This is a genomic window from Canibacter zhuwentaonis, from assembly GCF_018531145.1.
Classification (GTDB): Bacteria; Actinomycetota; Actinomycetes; order Actinomycetales; family Microbacteriaceae; genus Canibacter; species Canibacter zhuwentaonis.
Window position 1 is genome coordinate 427631 of record NZ_JAHDSZ010000001.1, and the last position, 15852, is coordinate 443482.

Annotated in this window: 13 protein-coding genes and 1 tRNA gene; 9 read left to right on the top strand and 5 right to left on the bottom strand. The window is 49.9% G+C overall.

Going from position 1 to position 15852, the window contains the following annotated elements:
- Nucleotides 1–11: 11 nt before the first annotated feature.
- Complete coding sequence (gene ilvD, locus KJY78_RS01970; RefSeq protein ID WP_214336839.1) at nt 12–1706, bottom strand: dihydroxy-acid dehydratase; 1695 nt, start codon at nt 1704–1706, stop codon at nt 12–14.
- Between the two features lie 86 nt (nt 1707–1792).
- Here ilvD and KJY78_RS01975 point away from each other — a divergent pair, with 86 nt between their 5' ends.
- The gene (locus KJY78_RS01975; RefSeq protein WP_214336840.1) at nt 1793–2056 is read left to right on the top strand and encodes a hypothetical protein; all 264 of its coding nucleotides are present in this window, start codon (nt 1793–1795) and stop codon (nt 2054–2056) included.
- Between the two features lie 36 nt (nt 2057–2092).
- Nucleotides 2093–3358, top strand: a complete 1266-nt coding sequence (gene nhaA / locus KJY78_RS01980; protein ID WP_250544020.1) for a Na+/H+ antiporter NhaA — start codon at nt 2093–2095, stop codon at nt 3356–3358.
- 286 nt (nt 3359–3644) lie between these two features.
- Here the strand turns inward: nhaA and KJY78_RS06690 are convergent, their stop codons facing one another.
- The 3 genes from KJY78_RS06690 to KJY78_RS01995 all read right to left on the bottom strand — a co-directional run bounded on the left by KJY78_RS06690 (nt 3645) and on the right by KJY78_RS01995 (nt 4490).
- Nucleotides 3645–3770 carry a hypothetical protein gene (locus KJY78_RS06690; protein ID WP_256438182.1) on the bottom strand — a complete coding sequence of 42 codons (126 nt, stop codon included), beginning with the start codon at nt 3768–3770 and terminating at the stop codon, nt 3645–3647.
- Between the two features lie 32 nt (nt 3771–3802).
- On the bottom strand, nt 3803–4147 hold the full coding sequence (locus tag KJY78_RS01990) for a hypothetical protein (RefSeq protein WP_431732314.1): 345 nt from the start codon (nt 4145–4147) through the stop codon (nt 3803–3805).
- A 270-nt stretch (nt 4148–4417) separates the two neighbouring features.
- A tRNA-Lys gene (locus KJY78_RS01995) sits at nt 4418–4490 on the bottom strand.
- 260 nt (nt 4491–4750) lie between these two features.
- Between KJY78_RS01995 and KJY78_RS02000 the strand changes: the two genes are divergently transcribed.
- The 7 genes from KJY78_RS02000 to KJY78_RS02030 all read left to right on the top strand — a co-directional run bounded on the left by KJY78_RS02000 (nt 4751) and on the right by KJY78_RS02030 (nt 12999).
- Nucleotides 4751–5560, top strand: coding sequence for an ABC transporter ATP-binding protein (locus KJY78_RS02000; protein WP_214336842.1), 810 nt, complete (start codon nt 4751–4753; stop codon nt 5558–5560).
- A complete protein-coding gene (locus tag KJY78_RS02005; RefSeq protein WP_214336843.1) occupies nt 5560–6210 on the top strand; it encodes an ABC transporter permease in 651 nt (216 codons plus the stop codon). The genes KJY78_RS02000 and KJY78_RS02005 overlap by 1 nt, the downstream gene beginning before the upstream one ends.
- On the top strand, nt 6210–6881 hold the full coding sequence (locus tag KJY78_RS02010) for an ABC transporter permease (RefSeq protein WP_214336844.1): 672 nt from the start codon (nt 6210–6212) through the stop codon (nt 6879–6881). The genes KJY78_RS02005 and KJY78_RS02010 overlap by 1 nt, the downstream gene beginning before the upstream one ends.
- Before the next feature lie 10 nt (nt 6882–6891).
- A complete protein-coding gene (locus tag KJY78_RS02015) occupies nt 6892–7806 on the top strand; it encodes an ABC transporter substrate-binding protein (RefSeq protein WP_214336846.1) in 915 nt (304 codons plus the stop codon).
- Between the two features lie 242 nt (nt 7807–8048).
- Nucleotides 8049–9872 carry an ABC-F family ATP-binding cassette domain-containing protein gene (locus tag KJY78_RS02020; protein ID WP_214336848.1) on the top strand — a complete coding sequence of 608 codons (1824 nt, stop codon included), beginning with the start codon at nt 8049–8051 and terminating at the stop codon, nt 9870–9872.
- A 300-nt stretch (nt 9873–10172) separates the two neighbouring features.
- Nucleotides 10173–12281 carry a hypothetical protein gene (locus KJY78_RS02025; RefSeq protein ID WP_214336849.1) on the top strand — a complete coding sequence of 703 codons (2109 nt, stop codon included), beginning with the start codon at nt 10173–10175 and terminating at the stop codon, nt 12279–12281.
- A gap of 313 nt (nt 12282–12594) precedes the next feature.
- Nucleotides 12595–12999, top strand: a complete 405-nt coding sequence (locus tag KJY78_RS02030) for a DUF3054 domain-containing protein (RefSeq protein WP_214336850.1) — start codon at nt 12595–12597, stop codon at nt 12997–12999.
- A gap of 105 nt (nt 13000–13104) precedes the next feature.
- Here KJY78_RS02030 and acnA read toward each other — a convergent pair whose 3' ends face one another.
- A complete protein-coding gene (gene acnA / locus KJY78_RS02035) occupies nt 13105–15795 on the bottom strand; it encodes an aconitate hydratase AcnA (protein ID WP_348771157.1) in 2691 nt (896 codons plus the stop codon).
- Between the last annotated feature and the right edge of the window lie 57 nt (nt 15796–15852).

Genomic DNA, 15852 nt, shown 5'->3' on the forward strand with positions numbered 1-15852 from the left:
AAAACAGTGCGTTACCCAGTGGTAGCACCCTCTGATGCTGATCGCACGAGTTTAGAATACTTCGCTAGAACGCCCTTTGTGTACATGGGCTCAAGCGCTTGCCAGTTTTTTCTACGTTTTTCAAGCTCGGCAGCTGATACTAGCAAATCAAGCGTTTTGGCAATAACATCAACCTGGATTAGGTCACCATCATGCACCAGCGCAATCGGGCCGGCGTCTACAGCCTCTGGCGCTACGTGACCGATACACAGCCCGGTTGTGCCGCCTGAGAATCGCCCATCGGTCAATAATAGCACATCCTTGCCAAGCCCCGCGCCCTTAATCGCCGCAGTAATCGCCAGCATTTCACGCATCCCCGGGCCTCCCTTAGGGCCTTCATAGCGGATCACAACAACATCACCGGCACTGATTTTACCCTCTGTGAGGGCATCCATTGCCGCCCGCTCCCGGTCGAATACGCGCGCGGTACCGGTGAATTTCTCAAGCATAAACCCGGCCGTTTTTACAACCGCGCCCTCTGGCGCGAGAGATCCGCGCAGCACTGTTAAGCCACCGTTCTTGTGGAGCGGATTATCAAGCGTGCGCACAACTTTACCATCGAGCGGAGCAGGATTGAGTTCAGCAAGATTTTCCGCCACGGTTTTGCCCGTCACTGTTAGCGCGTCACCGTGCAGCAACCCGGCGTCAAGCAGCGCCTTCATAATCACTGGCATACCACCGACCCGGTCAAAATCCTGCGCAACATACTGTCCAAAAGGTTTCATGTCGGCCAGGTGCGGCACTTTGTCACCGATCCTGTTGAAATCGTCGAGTGTTAGCTCAACTCCTGCCTCGCGCGCAATCGCGAGCAGGTGCAGCACCGCGTTAGTTGATCCGCCCAGCACCATGGCAACAGCAATCGCATTCTCAAAGGCTCTGCGTGTTAAAATATCTTTTGTTGTGATTCCCCTGCGCAGCATCTCAACAACAGCCTCGCCGGAGCGATGCGCGTAGTAGTCGCGCCGTCTGTCAGCGCTTGGAGGCGCCGCCGAGCCGGGCAGACTCATACCGAGCGCCTCTGCCACACAAGCCATAGTATTTGCTGTGTACATACCACCGCAGGCACCCTCGCCCGGAGCAATAGCGCACTCAACCTTTTTGAGATCTGCTTCGCTGAGCGTGCCCGCCTTGCACGCGCCAACAGCCTCAAAAGCGTCAATAATTGTAACGGTTTTTTCTGTTCCGTCACTTAGCTTAACCCAGCCCGGGGCGATAGATCCGGCATACAAAAAGACCGAGGCGAGATTTAACCGTGCCGCCGCCATGAGCATTCCCGGCAGTGACTTGTCACACCCGGCAAGCACAACTGTGCCGTCCAAACGCTCTGCCATCACAACCGTTTCAACCGAGTCGGCAATAACCTCGCGCGACACCAGCGAAAAGTGCATTCCCTCATGACCCATTGAGATTCCATCGGAAACAGAAATTGTGCCAAACTGCAGCGGATATCCACCGCCCGCGTGCACTCCCTCTTTCGCGCCCTGAGCGAGCCTGTCAAGGCTTAAGTTACACGGAGTAATCTCGTTCCAGGAGCTTGCAATTCCAATTTGTGGCTTCTCCCAATCAGCATCGCCCATGCCAACCGCGCGCAACATACCGCGCGCAGCAGCCCTCTCAATTCCATCGGTAACATCGCGACTGCGAGGCTTCATCTTAATTTTTACCATTTTTATATTGTAATAGGTTATTCACCACCACCCCGATATAACAATCTTTTTAACGGCTATAATTTTATGAATATATATTTGTTTGTATGAAAGGCGCGAATATCCGCCATAAAAACGGGAGGCATAAAATGCGGATCGGTAAATACCTTGTAAACATCGGGATTATCAGCACCCTCATCAGCGCAACAAGGGTTGTGAAGCAAACAGCAGCAATGCCCCGTGACTGGCGGCGCTACATGGTGTGGGTCAGCTGGGTAATAAATCTCGTGATGGCTATTATGTCTGTTTACTATTCTGAAAAAGACAAAGCCCATGTTGAGCTTAAAAAAGCCGTAACACGCCGTCGCTAAACGCACATCATACAAACACTGATTAGGTTGTAACTTTTGGCTAAGAATCCACTTCACGCACACGCAAGAAAAGCTCCGAGCCAGAAACACGCGCTCAAGCGTAAAGCGCTGCTCGGAATTAACCGCGCCACAGTTCCCGTTAAAAAAGCGCTGCGCCGTGAAACAGTTGCCGGCATAATTATTGTAGGAGCTGCGCTGCTGGGGTTTTGGCTGGCAAACTCGCCTTTCGCAGAGCACTATTTCGCGCTCCGTGAAACAAAAATAGGGATTCCTCAGCTGGGCATAAATCTTGATTTAGGTCACTGGGCGGCGGATGGGTTGCTCGCGATTTTCTTTTTCATCGTGGGTTTGGAGCTAAAACACGAATTCGCACACGGCGCGCTCAGTAAAGTATCCACCGCAATTGTGCCGGTAGCAGCCGCCATTGGCGGCGTTGCCGTGCCGGCAATAATTTATATTATTTGCAACCCCGCAGGCTCTACCCTGCACGGCTGGGCTATTCCAACGGCAACAGATATTGCCTTTGCAGTTGCCGTGCTCGCGCTAATAGCGCCCAACGTGCCCACGTCACTGCGCGTTTTTCTGCTCACCCTAGCAGTTGTTGACGATCTCATCGCAATTGCGATTATCGCTATTTTTTACACCGCAGAAGTTCACTTCTGGGCATTATTTGCGGCCGTCGCTCCGATTGCCCTGTACGCTCTTTTGGCGCGCAAATTATCAGGGTTGCTCGTGCGCAGAACGTGGGCGCTCTGGGTGATTCTGTTCCCCATTGGGTTAGTTGTGTGGGCGCTGTTTCTTGTTTCGGGGCTGCACGCAACAATTGCAGGCGTGATGCTGGCATTCACAATTCCGGTTAAAACCCAAGAGGGCAGAGTTTTTGCCGAAAAACTCGCCTTCAAACTGGAGCCCATTTCTGCCGGTGTTGCAGTGCCTATTTTCGCGTTCTTCTCGGCCGGAGTTGCGCTGGGCGGCGAAACAAGATTCCCATTCGACTCGATTGTGTACGGCGTTGTTATCGGTCTTGTTGTTGGCAAGCCAGTGGGCATTATGCTCACAACATGGGCGATAACGAAGTTCACGAAGGCGACCCTCGATCCGCAGCTCAAATGGTCACAAATGCTCGCCGTATCGTCGCTAGCCGGCATCGGGTTTACAGTGTCACTGCTGATTTCAGAGCTCAGTTTTAATGATATTGCGGATCGTGAAACCGCATCTCTGGCAGTTATGACAGGGTCACTGCTGGCCGTGCTGCTTTCAACCGTGCTGTTTTTAACTATTGGGAAGCAGCAAAAGGTGTAAAAGAGGGAATACACGACAAAACGCCCGCCCTATAATTTGACGCTGTTACGAGCGGGCGCGCGCCCTATGATCTAGAGCACACCCCCTGCCGGCGTTTGTTTAGCCCGCCGCCTAATCTTTTAATGGGTGCAGATATTTAACAAATGCCTTTTTATCAAGAATCCGAAAGCCATATTCAGCTTCTGCCCTAATAGCTACCATTTTATGCGTAAACGTTAATAGCTGAGTTCCATCAGGCATTGGAACGCTAGCGTCCCTAGACTCTTCATAACTAATACTATCAACGCTACCCCAAATAATTTTGCTCCAGTCGCCGCCCGAAACCCGCGATTGTTTCATCTCCCACGCCGTCAGTAAAAAACACGTTCTTACCCATAACCGATCCCTTCTGCACCGGCGAGAGCTGATCCATAGACGGGTAGTATAACGCCCTACCCGTAGTATCTACCGCCGCGTTGAATAAAGGCTCAGCACGACGTGAAAAAATAAAACCGTTGCAGTCTTTAAACTTTCATACAACAGTTTCAGCCCCTCGTTAAGGTCCGTGTATAAGCCTCCGTCTTTCTGAGCGTTTTTACCAAGCTGAACCTGCTTACTAATTACCGACACGTGATTATCTGCTCCAAAAGCAGTGTTACCAAATAACACCGCCTCATCGAACGCTTTAGCAAACGCCGCACCCAGCTCATCAACTAAACTTTCCATATACTGGTGAAGGTTAGTTCTCACAACATCAGCAGACACCGCCGTTGTAAATGTCAGTTTACGGGGGACGCCTACTTTATGCACAGTAGCAGCGCCCTTAGTGGCACCTTTTATTCCTCCCTCACCCGTCCACTTAGCCTCTATTTCCTGCGAAATAACAGAAACAGGCTCGCCACTAGACGCAAAAGGAATCTGTTTTGCTAGTTATTGAACAGCAGATAATTCTTTTGCTTTTTGAAAATATGGCTCAGCCCGTTCCGGGGTAAGATATCGCGCAATCGAACCCGAGCTTGTTAGACTATCAAGTATTGCTGTATGCTTCCTACCTCCGCCGTCTTTTGCTCTTGTGTTTTGTACGCCCCTCGGGACTTGAACCCGAAACCCGCTGATTAAGAGTCAGCTGCTCTGCCAATTGAGCTAGAGGCGCGCATTGTAACGCAACAAGAATACATTTTATCAGCACGCCGGCAGTTTGCGCAAACATACCCACAATCCACTGCATCCGCTTAATACCCCGTGCCCGCTGAATCTTTCACAATCCCGCGCCCATCAACTTGCAGTCTGCGCCCGTACACACCCACCAACCAGACAATCCGCACCTCCGTAACCTGCGCCCGCACACCCACAAACCCCGCACACCCACATCCGCTGAACCCGCCACAGATTTTATCTTGTTATCCTAAAGTGATGATCAATTTTAACGGTGTCTCTAAAGTCTACCCAACCGGCTCTATCGCCGTTGAAAACTTTTCGCTCAGAGTTAAACCGCACAAAACAGTTGCGCTCGTCGGCTCTTCGGGGTCTGGCAAAAGCACCCTGTTGCGCATGGTCAACAGGATGATCGAACCCAGCAGCGGAGAAGTCTTGATTAACGGGCAAGACATCAGCACCGCAGATCCGGTACAGCTGCGTCGCAGTATAGGCTACGTGTTGCAAAACAGCGGGCTGTTACCCCATCGCACAGTGCTCAACAACGTTGCGGCGGTACCGCTGCTGTGCGGCAGCACAAAACAACAGGCTCGCAGCAAAGCTACTGAACTGCTCGAACTCGTCGGAATCGACACAGAGCTGCTGGCTCGCTACCCAGCAGAGCTTTCCGGCGGGCAGCAGCAGCGGGTTGGGGTTGCCCGCGCGCTCGCCGCCGATCCTGATATTCTGTTAATGGACGAGCCTTTTGGCGCGGTCGACCCGATTGTGCGGCGCGAACTGCAGGCAGAAACGCTGCGTCTCAAACAGGAGCTAAACAAAACCATCATGTTTGTAACGCACGATATTGAAGAGGCTTTTATTATTGGCGACGAAATAGTGCTGCTTGAAACCGGCGGTAAAATTGCGCAGCACGGCACACCACAAGACCTGATAACGAACCCCGCAAACGATTTTGTGCGCGACTTTATAGGTTTTTCCCGCCGCAACAAACAGCTAACGATCATCGACAGCAACGGCGTGAAACTCGTGCAAGACTCACACGGACTACCGCTCGGAGTGCTCAGTTAATGGACTGGCTCGCTGCCAACTGGCCGCACGTGTTAGAACTGTCACGGGAGCACCTGATGCTGAGCGTTCCCGCGATCTTTGTGAGCACGCTAATTGCGATTCCAATCGGGCGCGCAGCCTATAAACACCCGCGCATAGGGGGCGTTTTACTGCAAACATCCGCGCTGCTGTATTCAATTCCGGCGCTGCCGCTGCTGATTATCATCCCGATTCTGTTTGGCACACCCCTCCGCTCACGTGCGACGGTAATAATCGCACTCAGTGTGTATGGCACTGCGCTGCTCGTACACACCACGGCCGGCGCGTTTAGATCCGTTGACAATTCCGTGCGGGATGCGGCAATCGCAATCGGCAACTCGCAAAGAAACATTTTTTGGCGGATCGACCTACCGCTGGCACTGCCCGTGCTCTTTGCCGGGCTGCGCGTTTTGAGTGTTTCCACAATTGGGCTGGTCACAATCGGGGCGCTCATCGGAGTGCACAGCCTCGGCAGCCTGCTAACGGACGGTTTTCAAAGGGGCATTTACGCTGAAGTTATCACGGGTCTTGTTGCACCCGTTGTAATCGCACTGCTGCTCGATGCTGCGCTGGTGATTTTAGAGAGAATACTGACCCCCTGGCAACTAGTAGGCAAAGCGGTTAAACAATAATGAACCTGCTACAAGAGGCCATAGCATGGCTTATAAACCCGGCAAACTGGAGCGGTGCGGGCGGTGTTTTGGAGCGCATTCTGCAGCATCTGCTAATTACTGCTGCAAGCGTGGCGCTCGCGAGCGCGGTTGCGCTTCCCGTGGGGATTATTATAGGGCACACTAAAAAAGCCGCAGGATTTGTGCCCGCGGTAACGGGTGCTATGCGTGCTGTGCCAACGCTCGGCATACTCACAGTTTTTGCGCTAATGCTCGGCATCGGGTTTCAAGCCCCGCTCTTGGCGCTAACAGTGCTCGCGATACCGTCGGTGCTTGCCGGTGTGTATTCTGGCGTAAACGCGGTTGATCACACCGTCACAAACGCGGCTAAAGCCATTGGGATGAAACCCACACAAATTGTTTTTAAAGTTGAGATACCACTCGCTCTGCCGTTAATTATTGGTGGGGTACGCGCAGCAACGCTGCAGGTTGTGGCAACTGCAACACTCGCGGCATACACAGCAGATATTGGGCTTGGCAGGTATCTGTTTGCAGGCTTAAAATCACGCGACTACACTGAAATGCTAGCGGCCGCGCTGCTTGTAACCGCGCTAGCACTAATTATTGAGATTCCTTTTGGAGTGTGTGAGCGCTTTGCTAAAAAACTATCACGAAACACCTCCAACGGCTAAAAGGAACGGCATGAATAACCGCAGAAATCGACATCTGATCAGCGTAATTACTGTTTTGGCAGTGTGCTTTGCCCTGCTTACCGGGTGTAGCAATGCCGATCCGCTGCGTGCAGGATACCGCATAAACAGTGACACAATTGTGATCGGCTCACAAGACTACTACTCGAACGAAATCATCGCAGAAATTTGGGCACAGGCGCTCGAACAAAAAGGTTATAAAGTGGATCGCCAGTTCAGAATCGGGCAGCGCGAGGTGTATTTGCCCGAAATTGAGGCGGGCAATATTGATTTGCTGCCAGAGTACACCGGGCCGCTACTCCAGTACTGGCAGCGCGACACCGCAGCACGCCGCAGCGATGACGTTTACGCGCAGTTGCAACGTGCAACTCCAGGCAAGCTGCGGGTGCTAGAGCAGAGCCCGGCAACCGATCAAGATTCGTACGTTGTTACCCGCGAGTTTGCCGACAAGTGGGCGCTCACAACGCTTAAAGACCTGCAGCGCGTAACAGCACCGCTCACAATTGGCGCGAACTCCGAGGCGCAAAAGCGCAATAACGGACCGCGCGGGCTGCAGCGAGTTTACGGCGTGCAAACCGGCTTCACCCCGATTGAAGACAGCGGCGGACCGCTCACGGTGCGGGCGCTCAAAACCGATATGATCCAGCTCGCTATTATTTACACGGCAGATCCCGCTATCAAAGCTAATAATCTTGTAGCGCTGGAAGACACCGAGGGGTTGTTTCTAGCGTCGCACCTGGTGCCGCTGGCGAGCAACAACGTTAGCACCGAAGCGGCCACGATTATCAACAGCATATCTGCTAAGCTCACAACAGAAACCCTGATCGCGCTTAACGAGCGCAGCGTCACAGAACAGCTCACCGCAGCTATTATCGCAAAAGAATGGCTCGCGCAGGCACAGTTGTAGTGTTTGGCGCAGGTGATTTACTCGAAAGCGGATTAACACCCACAGGCACAGGAGGGGTCGGGTGCAAATCCCTCAGGCGCAGGGTCAGCGGGCATGGCACCCACAAACGCAAAACCGTAGGCACAACACGCACAGCACCCGCAAACGCTGCGGACATACAACGCCCGCAGCAGACGCAGCACAAGCAGGCATAGCACCCGCACAGATCACCGCCGAGCGGCATCGAGTAAACTTATCTGTGTATGGCACAACATCATTTACTCGGAGCAGAAAAGATCTCACTAACCTTCCCCACTAAAGATGTGTTCACAGATCTCACGCTCGGTATCGCAGAAGGAGACCGCACGGGCATTGTCGGGCGTAACGGTGACGGCAAAAGCTCGCTGCTGAAAATATTAACCTCACAGATTCAGCCAACCGCGGGACAGGTAACCAGGCGCGGCGGAGTTAGCATCGGCATGCTCTCACAGCAGGACACGATCAACTACGAGCAAAGTGTTGCGCAAAATATTGTTGGAGATGTACCAGAGCACGAGTGGGCTACCAATCCGCAAATCCGCGATGTAATTAACGGGCTTGTAGCCGACCTTGACTGGCTCGGATCCGTGAGCAAACTGTCGGGCGGGCAAAAGCGACGGGTTGCGCTCGCCGCAATTCTGGTGCAAGACTGGGATATTTTGGCGCTTGACGAGCCCACCAACCACCTGGACATCGAGGGAATTGCTTGGCTTGCCGCGCACCTTAAAACCCGCTGGTCTAAAAATCAGGGGGCGCTGCTCGTGATAACGCACGACAGGTGGTTTCTCGACGAAGTTTGCAACCTCACATGGGAGATGCACAACGGCACTGTTGAACAGTTCGAGGGTGGTTATGCCGCATACGTTTTACAGCGGATCGAGCGCGACAGAATCCTGCAGAGCGCCGCGCAGAAGCGCAACAATCTGCTCCGCAAAGAGCTTGCCTGGCTGCGTCGCGGCGCGCCCGCCCGCACCTCAAAGCCAAAGTTCAGAATTGACGCCGCTAACGAGCTGATAGCGGATGTGCCACCGCTCAGGGACTCTATTAATTTGCAGCGGCTGTCTGTCTCGCGACTGGGCAGAGAGGTTGTTAAACTATGCGATGTTACAGTGCGCTTCAGCGATGCTACCGGATGTGAAAAAACCGTTTTAGACGGGGTTGATTGGGATCTTTCTCCCGGCGAAAGAACCGGCATTCTGGGCGCTAACGGAGCCGGAAAATCAACCCTAATATCCGTTATCGCAGGCACTCTGGAGCCAACATCAGGCAGAGTTAAACGCGGTAAAACGGTGAAGCTTGCCGTGCTTGATCAGAGCTTTAGCCAGCTACAAGAGATCGGCGCGGATAGGGTGCGCGAGGTTTTGGCGCGCACAAAAACCTCTTTTAACGTTGGAGGCAAAGAGCTCACACCGGCGCAGCTGCTTGAACGGCTGGGCTTTAGCACCGAACAGCTGTCAACCCCGGTTGCGGATCTTTCAGGCGGCCAAAAACGCCGCTTGCAACTGCTGCTAATTCTGCTCTCCGAACCGAACGTGTTAATTCTGGATGAGCCCACCAACGACGTTGACTCAGAGATGCTTACCGCGATGGAAGACCTGCTCGACTCTTGGCCAGGCACACTGCTTGTTATTTCGCACGATCGCTATCTTCTAGAGCGCGTCACCGACAATCAGTACACGCTGTTACAGGGCAAACTGCGGCATTTACCGCGCGGTGTTGCAGAGTATTTGGAGCTGCGTCGCATAGCTAGCGCCGCTAAACAGCAGCAGCCGACGCGATCCGCTAACACATCTAAGACGGCTACCGAGTTGAAAAGTAGCGAGCTGAAAGGCAATGAGCGGCGCTCTCTCGAGAAAGAGCTCGCCGCAGTTACGCGCAAAATAGACAAAATAGCGGCTCAGATTAGCGCCGCAGAGGCAGAGCTTGCGCAACTTGACCAGACCGACTACGAACTGCTCAATACTCATAGCACGCAAATTGCTGCGCTGCGCGCCAAACTGGAACAGCTCGAGGATCGATGGCTAGAGCTGGGCGAACTGCTGCAGTAAAATGTTTGGGAACTACATCCCAGTTTACACCAGGCAAAATATGTGGTGTTAATGCGAATATCAAAAAAGTCATTGACTTTATAGCTTCGTTCCGATGGATGCAAAACAGCGGAGGAAAAAACTGGCGGACTTGAATAGCTAAATACTTTCTCACAGATAGAATCTGGATGTTTCTAGGAAGAGAATAATCGCGATATCTTGATATAGTAGATTGTCAAGCACTAAGCAGGCGTTTTTGCAAAGAAGCCTGTTTTGTTAAATTTCGGAAAGTAGATTTGAAAAGTATTGAGGAGGTACACTATGTTTAGCCACTTTTCAAATGAAGTTGATGGACAACTAAAGTTTTATCAAGATTATCTACCTCTCGTTGATAAAACTTTGACAACTGATGACATTCTTGCTGAATATACAGATGGTTATTTAAACGGAAACTTACTGGAATTTAAAGTTGTCATCAATGATATTAACTCTGTTTTATTCCAAGCTATTAAATACCTCTCAGCTCGTCGTATTAAAGGAAGAGAAATTCCCAAAAATATCTTACTAGTATCGCTAACAAATCAAAAAGTTTATATCTTTTCTAGCGAAGATTACCTATCAGATATTGAAAAGGTATATTTTGGTGGTGCAAGTCTTAAAAATTCTGGGTTCTCTGCAGGCAATCCGATTGAAACACTAGAATATGGAAAAAGCCAATTTGATGAAAGTCGCTTGATTTCCCTGTTGCGTTCCAAACTATATACCAAAATCAATATTGACGAAAACTGTATTGTCGGGTGGGCAGAACGCTTTTATCGTGAAAACAAAGGAGCTAAAAAATCCGATTTTATTGGCGACTACACTGGTAAGGTAAAAATTATTGGTGAAATTCGTAAACCTGAAAAACTCAAAGATTTTATCAATCCTTATGTTGGAGAAACCAATGCACAATTCCAATATTTGATGGATAAACTTAACGATACGTTACAAAAGAAAAACTTAGGAGCTTTCTATACTCCTGAATCCTATGTTAATAAGTCGTTAGAATTAGTCCGTCAAGCCATTCAACGTGTTCCCACAGGAAATGATTATATCATTTTAGATAGATGTGCTGGAACTGGGAATCTCGAAAAATTAATGAATGACGAGGAGTTGAGCCACTGTGTTCTTTCAACAGTTGAATATTATGAATACAAGGTTTTGCTTGAATTACTGGGAGATAAAGTTCGCCATATTATCCCACCAACTGAAAAAGAAGATACTTTTAATATGGGATTGGTTCGTGGAGCAAACGCTCTTAGCTATGAATATGTCAACAATGAGATTATTCAACGTTATCTAAATGACCCCAACGTAACAATTATTCTGTATGAAAACCCTCCTTACGCAGAAACAACCTCGATAGAACACCAGAAAATAAGGGCTGGGAAATCCGCGTCTACGTGGAAAAAGAGTTTTTTAGTAAACGAAATGAAGAAAGAGGTAAAAGGAACTGCGACGAATGACCTTGGAAATGTCTTTATTTGGTCAGCCTTTAAATATTACCTTAGACAGCCGACAGATAGTTATATTGTTTATAGCCCTGTTAAATACTGGAAAGCTCAGCATTTAGTCAATCAAAAATTTTTAGACGGTTTTGCTTTTAATCGAAAACACTTCCACACCAATACTGATGCGATGATTATGTGCGCTCTCTGGAGCAAGGAAGAACTCTCTCAAGATATTCTTGATTTAGAAGCATATAATATTGATAAAGAAGGGAAATTGCTTCCTGAAAATAAGGTTCTTGTCAAAAGAATATTTAGCACTTATAGCCAATACTACTTTGACAAGCGACAGTTTTCTGACGATAAAAACAATGGACTGCAGCTAGGACTAAATGGTAAAGAATATGAGGGAAAAACCAAAAGAATTACCTCTTTGTTTAATTCAAACATTTTAGGTTATATGGCTGTATACAGTTCTGGATTTGATAACCCAGATTTACATTCTACCCTAATTAGAGCAGGTAGATACGATGGTCATGGATTCTTCCTGCGCTCTGATAACTTTTTAGAAAAACTGCCGATGTTTGCGGCTAGTCGCTATATTACATATAATCGGCACTGGACACAGCGTGCCAACATTATGAAATCTGCGGATGGTTCTGAGCGGTTTAATAAGGCTGTATCTAACAATAAAATAGAGCAAGAACTGTTAAAAATTCTGCTATTCACAACGCTTGAAACACAAAATCACATGAGAAGCTTGTATGGTTCTGACGGACGATTCTATCGTAATGAGTTGTCACTGGATAACTCTAACGGAGACACGCTAGCCACAGTCAAATTGGCAAAGTTGAAACAAAATCCTAAAGAAACTGCACTGTTTGAGCAGTGGCAAAAAGTCTTATCAGAAGCTAAAAAACAGGGAACTACGACTCTGAATTGACATATTCTGTTTATCAAATCATTGATGAACTTAATACATTTGAAAAAGACGATAATGATAAGACTGTCTATCTTTATCCTGAATTAAACGGACACTTGAACACCTTAAAAACAATGGTAAAAGAGTATTACAATTCTGAAATTGTGCCTTTCCTGTTTGAATATGAGTTTCTGAAATAAGAACCCAAAAGATGATTTCTGGTTGCAAGTCGCCTTTTTGATATGATTAGAAACCCTATATCTATGATCAGTTTAAACTGATACCCAAATGTTTTTAGACAAAATCACGCCCACTGTAAAGGATGTGCCCCAAAATGGCAAACACTAAAACTCTTTCCAGCACTCCCAGCGCAATTGCTTTTGCGGTCGCGCTAGATGTTTTGATGATCGCCCTGTTTGCGATTGTTGGCCGGCAGAATCACGCAATCGGGCTAAACTTCGTGAGCGTTTTGCAGACGATGTGGCCTTTTGTGATCGGGCTGCTGGTAGGATGGCTGGTTTTTCGCGTCTGGCGCAACCCGTTTTCTCCCCTGTACGGGCTGGGTTTGGCAGCTCTTACCATTGTTTTTGGGCAGCTAATCAGGATTCTTAGCCGTACAGGCGCTTTTTCAATACCCTTTATTTTAGTCAGCGTCTTTGCACTGTTACTGCTGCTTGTTGGGTGGCGGCTCATTGGCACGGGTGTGAGCGCGATTGTGAGCAAATCGCGTAAACGCTAGCGCCGCAAACTAAGCGAATAAACGCCGGTGGTTAAAAGCCGCGGGCGCTAAAAATATGGGTTCTGTGTTTCCTAACACAGAACCCATAAAAATTATGCGCTTTAACTATACGAGCGAACGCAGCACGTACTGCAGAATGCCGCCGTTGCGGTAATAATCCGCTTCTCCCGGGGTGTCTATACGCACAACAGCGTCAAACGTGACCGTCTCGCCGTTTTCGCGAGTTGCAACAACCCGCACGGTCTTTGGTGTGTAGCCCTTGTTAAGCTCGGTAACACCCGAGATGTCAAAGCTCTCAGTGCCGTCTAAGCCGAGCGAATCGGCAGACTCCCCCGCCGGGAACTGCAGCGGCAAAACACCCATACCAATCAGGTTAGAACGGTGAATCCGCTCGTATGACTCGGTGATAACGGCACGCACGCCCAGCAGCGCAGTGCCCTTTGCAGCCCAGTCACGGGAAGAACCCGAGCCGTATTCTTTGCCGCCCAAAACCACAAGAGGAACACCCGCCTCTTTGTAGTTCATCGCAGCATCATAGACGGTAGACTGCTCTCCCGCGCGAGTAAAGTCGCGAGTGAATCCGCCCTCTACCCCGTCAAGCAGCTGATTCTTGATGCGAATATTCGCGAAAGTGCCGCGGATCATAACCTCGTGGTTGCCGCGCCTTGAGCCGTAGCTGTTAAAGTCTTTCGGCTCAACCCCGCGAGCCGTTAAATACTGACCGGCGGGTGTTTCAGCGCGGAAAGAACCAGCGGGTGAAATGTGGTCTGTTGTCACAGAATCGCCAAGCTTCAAAAGCACACGTGCGCCTGAAATATCAGTTACCGCGTCTTGCTCAAGCCGCATCCCCTCAAAGTAAGGAGGTTTGCGCACATAGGTGGAATCCTGATCCCAATCAAAAATAGCGCCCGTTGGGGTTTCCAGGTTCTGCCAGCGCGCATCACCATCAAAAATAGTGCTGTACTTAGAATCGAACATCTCCGTATCAATAGACTCGTCGATAATTTGCTGCACTTCGCTTGCGTCTGGCCAGATATCGCGTAAGAACACGTCCTGCCCCGCAGCATCCTGCCCCAACGGCTGCGTCTCAAAATCAAAGTTCATTGAACCTGCCAGAGCGTAAGCAATAACCAGCGGCGGAGATGCCAGATAGTTCATCTTCACATCCGGGTTAATACGACCCTCAAAGTTCCTGTTACCAGACAGCACAGCGGTCACAGCAAGATCGTTTTCGTGCACCGCCGCAGAGATTTTCGTATCTAGCGGACCTGAGTTACCAATACAGGTCGCGCATCCGTAACCGACAACATAAAAGTTAATCGCCTCGAGATACTCCAGCAACCCCGACTTTTCGTAGTAGTCGGTAACAACTTTTGAACCCGGAGCCAAAGACGTTTTAACCCACGGCTTACTGGTAAGCCCCTTACGCACAGCATTACGCGCGAGCACACCGGCGGCAACCATAACCGAGGGGTTAGAGGTGTTTGTGCAAGAGGTGATTGACGCAATTGAAACAGCGCCGTGATCAATCTCAAAAGTGGCGTTTTCTGTGACCACGGTTACCGGATTGCTGAAACCGTTTTCAGCCGATGCTAAATCACCCCGCACGTAGTTCTTAAGGTCTTTAGCGAATTGAGTTTTCGCCTCTGTCAGCTCGATTCTATCCTGGGGACGTTTTGGACCGGCAATAGATGGCACAACAGTTGCAAGATCAAGCTCAATATACTCGCTGTATTCAGCTTCGTTAGACGGATCGTGCCAAAAACCCTGCTTTTTAGCGTAGGTCTCAACAAGCTCAAGCTGCTCTTGGCTTCGCCCGGTGAGCTGCAGATAGTCGAGAGTAACCTGATCTATCGGGAAAATCGCGGCGGTTGAGCCAAACTCCGGGCTCATATTGCCGATAGTGGCGCGGTTTGCCAACGGCACAGCCGCAACGCCCTCGCCGTAAAACTCAACAAACTTACCAACAACACCGTGCTGGCGCAACATCTGAGTGATTGTCAGCACAACATCGGTCGCGGTTGCGCCAGCTGGAATATTACCCGAAAGCTTAAACCCAACAACCTTTGGAATCAGCATCGAAACTGGCTGACCGAGCATTGCCGCCTCAGCTTCAATACCGCCAACGCCCCAACCGAGCACGCCCAAACCGTTTACCATGGTTGTGTGCGAGTCAGTTCCCACACAGGTATCCGGATAGGCTCTCATTACCCCACCAACCTCGCGAGTCATGGTGACGCTCGCCAGGTACTCAATATTAACCTGATGCACAATACCCATGCCCGGCGGCACAACCTTAAAATCGTTAAACGCAGTCTGCCCCCAGCGCAAGAACTGATAACGTTCCCCGTTGCGCTGGTACTCGATATCCATATTGCGCTCAATAGCGTTACTAGCACCGAAAACATCGATCTGCACCGAGTGGTCAATAACCATTTCAGCCGGGGCAAGCGGATTAATTTTGTTTGGATCGCCGCCCAGATCTAACACAGCCTCTCGCATCGTTGCAAGATCAACAATGCAGGGCACACCAGTGAAGTCTTGCATCACAACGCGCGCGGGGGTGAACTGAATCTCAGTGTCAGGCTCCGCCTGAGGATTCCAGTTAGCCAATGCCTCTATGTGAGCTGCTGTGATGTTCTTACCATCTTCTGTGCGTAATAAGTTCTCTAGCAAAACCTTGAGACTGTACGGCAAACGTTGCGCTCCGATAACACTGTGTAGGCTGTAGATCTCATACTCTGTGTTTGCTACTTTAAGTGTTTGTTTTGCTCCAAAAGTATTTACTGTGCTCACTACCAACTCCGCTTTCTGAGCATCCTTAAAAGAGGCTCATTTAGTTTGATGCCAAGA